Source organism: Duganella sp. GW822-FHT06D06, from assembly GCF_058799615.1.
In genome coordinates this window covers 1-4,395 of sequence record NZ_JBXALQ010000050.1, presented here as the reverse complement: position 1 = coordinate 4,395, position 4,395 = coordinate 1, and the positions used below count along the sequence as shown (strand labels likewise).

The 4,395-nt window shown below is 59.8% G+C and carries 3 protein-coding genes; 1 reads left to right on the top strand and 2 read right to left on the bottom strand.

Annotated elements, in window-relative coordinates:
- Positions 1 to 150 precede the first annotated feature (150 nt).
- Entirely contained in the window at positions 151 to 1,566 is a 1,416-nt protein-coding gene (locus AC1RMD_RS31100; protein WP_492932719.1) for a DUF4214 domain-containing protein, read from the top strand.
- Positions 1,567 to 1,583: 17 nt separating this feature from the next.
- Here the strand turns inward: AC1RMD_RS31100 and AC1RMD_RS31095 are convergent, their stop codons facing one another.
- Positions 1,584 to 2,795 (bottom strand): sensor histidine kinase, encoded by a 1,212-nt coding sequence (locus AC1RMD_RS31095; RefSeq protein WP_492932717.1) that lies wholly within the window; start codon positions 2,793 to 2,795, stop codon positions 1,584 to 1,586.
- Between the two features lie 83 nt (positions 2,796 to 2,878).
- Positions 2,879 to 4,243 (bottom strand): sodium-dependent transporter, encoded by a 1,365-nt coding sequence (locus AC1RMD_RS31090; RefSeq protein ID WP_492932716.1) that lies wholly within the window; start codon positions 4,241 to 4,243, stop codon positions 2,879 to 2,881.
- Positions 4,244 to 4,395: the final 152 nt, after the last annotated feature.

The window sequence follows — 4,395 nt, the reverse complement described above, 5'->3', positions numbered from 1 at the left end:
TGTGAAAGTAGGTTATCGTCAGGCTAGTTATATAAAGAAGCCCCTTCTGGTGATCCAGTCGGGGCTTTTTTGCGTCTCAATGCTTGTGCTCGCGCCATCAAAAATAATTAACGTGTACTATTTGGTAATTATATTGATGGGGAGACAATCATGACACGCCAACTACAATGGGCCTCTTTGAGCCTTATGGCCGCTTTGCTGGCCGCCTGCGGCGGTTCGAACGTGGACAGTACCACTCAGCGCACCGCCGGCTTACGCATGAGCGGCGTCGGCCCGACCGCGCCGCCGACCGCTTCCGCGCATACCGCACTGGTCCAGGCACTCTACCTGGCCTATTACGGCCGTGTCCCCGACGCCGGTGGCCTGGCCTTCTGGATTGGCGTCTTCGAAAAGCTCAATCTGCCCGTTACCACGTCCGGCATTTACGCCGCCTACGGCAGCGATGCCACCGTTAAAACGGTGCTCGATGGATTTGGACGAGGCACGGAAGCGTCCGATCTGTACGCCGGAACCAACGCAGAATTCGTTAATACTGTTTATATCAATTTATTTGGCCGCTATGCGGATGGCGGTACCCAGAATTTCTGGGTTGCTGCGTTGGATAGGCAGGCCGTCACCCGATCATTTGCAGCCCTGGCCATACTCGTCGGCGCGCAAGGCGATGACCTGTCGGCCCTGGCAAAAAAGAATGAAGTGGCGACCCGCTTCACGGCAGCGCTGGCCGCTGCGGGCTTGACGGATACTTCGCCCAAAGGCGTCACAGGCGTCGACCTGCTGGCCCAGGTCAATGCGACTACCGATCTGGTCGCGTACCAGGTGGCGATTGATGCCGCGGTGCAGTCGATTGCCCAGGATATAACGGCGACCAGCTTGCTACGCTACACCGCCTTCCAGAACGTCTATGGCGAGATCGCGACGCCGGTGCGGTACTGGCTGTCGTTCGGGCGAGGGACGATTCCCGTCCCTAGCGGCAAGTTGGTGTTCGGTTTGGGCGAGCGCCAGATCGGTTTTGCCAAGATCCCGGGATCGAGCAGCCCCAGCGTGTCGTACGACGCACCCATCGTCGCCTCATCGACGGTTGATGGCCAGCCTGACGGTACCGCGCCTACGGTGCTGATGCTGTGCCAGGCCGCGACTGACGGGACAACCGACGGCGTCCACAATAAATCAACGGACTTGCTGGTGCAGAATGCGGCGCAGATGATTACCAACGCCAAGGAGCTGGCAGGGCAGACACTGACTACTTACCGCGAGGATTGCGGTGTCGTGACCACGCAAAATATTGTGTTCGATGCAGAGGGCGCCGCAACGGTGACCGATGCAGGCGGCACCAAGGTGCATCCGGTCGCCTCGGTTCAGACCTTGCTGAATGGGGTACTGGCTGGCAGCCTGACGGTCAAGGATCTCTCCTGGCGCGCCTACCGTTATACCAAGGCCGGCGGCTCGGTCAAGTATGTGATCGTCAGCCGTGCGATGTCCCACGTGAGCATTCCACCGGAGATGCCGACTGTCACTGCCGGTTCCACGACAGCGCTGAGTACGCTGTCGTTGTGGTCGCAGGAATAGCCTGCATGGCGCCGCTGCTAGCGCGTCGGCGCCAGCATCGGCAGCGTCAAGGTGAAGCGCGTGCCGCCGCCGGGCTCGCTAACGACGGCGATGGTGCCGCCCAGGATTTCGGTGACGATGTTGTGAACGATATTCAGGCCCAAGCCGGAGCCGCCTACCCCCAGCTTGGTGGTGAAGAAGGGGTCGAAGATGCGCGGCAGGTAGTCCTTCTTGATGCCGACGCCGTGATCTTCAACCGATAGCGTGACCAGGCCCTGCGGTGAGAGGCTGGCCGAGATGTCGATCAGGCCTTCGCCGCGGCCGTCGTAGCCGTGCAGGATGGCGTTGTTGATCAGGTTGGAGATCACCTGTCCGATCGGGCCGGGGTAGCTTTCCATCATCAGTTCCGGCGGTATCCGCTGCTGTATCACGAATGGCGTGCGCTTGATCGTAGGCTGCAATGTCAGCACATTGCCGGCCACCACTTCGGCCAATAAAAAGCTGCGTCGTTGCGAACTGGTCTGGTCGACCGCCACCTGTTTGAAGTTGGTGACGATGTCCGCGGCGCGATGCAGATTGCGGCTCAGTATATCGACCGACAACTGTGCATTTTCGATGTAACTCTCAAATTCCTTGCGGGTGATGCCGCCTTCCTGCGTCAGGTGCTTGGTGATTTCGCTGGTCTGCATTTCAAACGTACTGGAGGCCATCAGGCTGTTGCCGATCGGCGTGTTCAGCTCATGGGCGATGCCGGCCACCATGGCCCCCAGTCCGGCCAGGCGTTCATTGCGCACCAGGTCTTCGCGTGCTTTGTCGAGCGTGGCGATCATGTCCCGCAATTCGCGATTGGCGCGACGCAGCGCCAGGTGGGTATTGATGCGCGCCAGTACCTCTTCGATCTGGAATGGCTTGGTGATGTAGTCGACGCCGCCGGCATCGAAGCCGGTGACTTTTTGCTTGGGGTCGGTCAGACCGGTCATGAAGATGACCGGGATATCCTTGGTGGCCTTGCCGGCTTTGAGGCGCCGGCAAGCTTCGAAGCCGTCGATGCCGGGCATGACGACATCGAGCAGGATCAGGTCGGGCTCGGCGAATTCCGCGCGCATCAAACCTTCGGCAGCGGTCTGCGCCAGCACGATCATGAAGCCGTGCCGTTCAAGCCGGTCCAACAGGGCCGCCAGATAGGAAAGAGAGTCGTCGACGATAAGTATCGTCGGCATCGGCACTACGGGGATCTCGCTCTGGTTCATCACGCAGCCTGAGGATATTCACGGTGGAGACAGTATATGCATACTGCTTCGGCGGCGGTGAAAAAAGAGCGAGACCGTTGCGGCTATAGCAAATTCAAGCCTTTCAACATTACCAAAAGAATCAGTACTGGCGAGATATAGCGCAGCAGGAAGAAGACGATGCGTATCGTGGACCGGTTGTCCAATGCGCCCTGGTTCGACAGCGCCCGGCCGAACTTGTCAGCGCCCCATACCCAGCCCACAAACACGGCCAGCAAGATGCCACCCAGCGGCAGCAGCACGTTGGACGAGACGAAGTCGAACAGGTCGAACATATTCATGCCGAACAGTTTGAAATCGGCCAGCACGTTGTTGGTCAACGCGCAGCTGGAGCCGAGCAGCATCAGGACGGCGATGGTCAGCAGCGTGGCCTTCGCGCGGCTCAGGCCGAAACGCTCGTGCAGGATCACGACCGGCACTTCCATCAGCGACAGCATCGCACCAGTGGCGGCCACCGATGCCAGCACGAAGAAGGCGATCATCAGCAACTGCCCGCCGGGAATCTGCGAGAACACGGCGGGAATGGTGATGAACACCAGCGCCGGCCCGGCCGCGGGTTCAAAGCCGAAAGTGAACACGGCCGGGAAGATTGCGATGCCCGCCAGCATGGAGACGCACAGATCGGCGGCCATCACGCGCAGCGTGGTCTGCGGAATATTCTGGTCGTCGCGGAAGTAAGAGCCGTAGGTCATCATCGTGCCCATGCCCAGCGACAGCTTGAAGAACGCCAGCCCCATCGCGGTCAGGATGACGCCCGCAGTGATCTTGCTGAAGTCGGGGCGGAACAGGAAGGCCAGGCCATCGACTGCCTTGTCCAGCGACAGGCTGACCGCGCACAGTACCAGCAACAGCAGGAACAGGATGGGCATCAGTTTTTTCGCGATGCCTTCGATGCCTTTGGTGACACCCATCAGCAAGATGCCGCCGATGAAGGCCAGCACGCCCCATTGCCACAACAGCGATTGCACCGGGTCGGCGATCAGCGCGCTAAAAGCGCCTTCGGTGACGTGGCGGTCGCTGCTGAGGATGGAGCCGCCGATGGCCTTGACTACATAGGCGAATACCCAGGCCACCACTTCGGAATAGAAGGACAGGATCAGGAAGGCCGCGGCCATGCCGGCCACGCCGACCAGCCACCACGGCAGGCCCTTTTTCGGACTGAGATTTTGCAGTGCTGTGATTGGATTTGCTTTGGCCGCGCGGCCCATCGTGATCTCCGCGATCATGACGGGCAGGCCGATGACCAGGGTGGCAAGCAAGTAGATCAGCAGGAAGCCGGCGCCGCCGTTGGCGCCGGTCAGATAGGGGAACTTCCATATATTGCCAAGGCCTACTGCCGAACCCAGCGTCGCCGCGAGCACGCCGAAGCTGGAGCTGAAGCCGCCACGTTTGATGGTGTGATTGGTCATTGCGTGCATTCCTGCCGTGTACATAAAGGGCGGGATTGTAGCAGCTCGAAAAAAGGCCTTGCAGATATGGAAGGAGCTTTGCTATAGTTCGCCCCCTCGCAGAACGACACACGCAAATGTGAAGTGAGCGAGAAAAAGTAGGGGTTGACGAA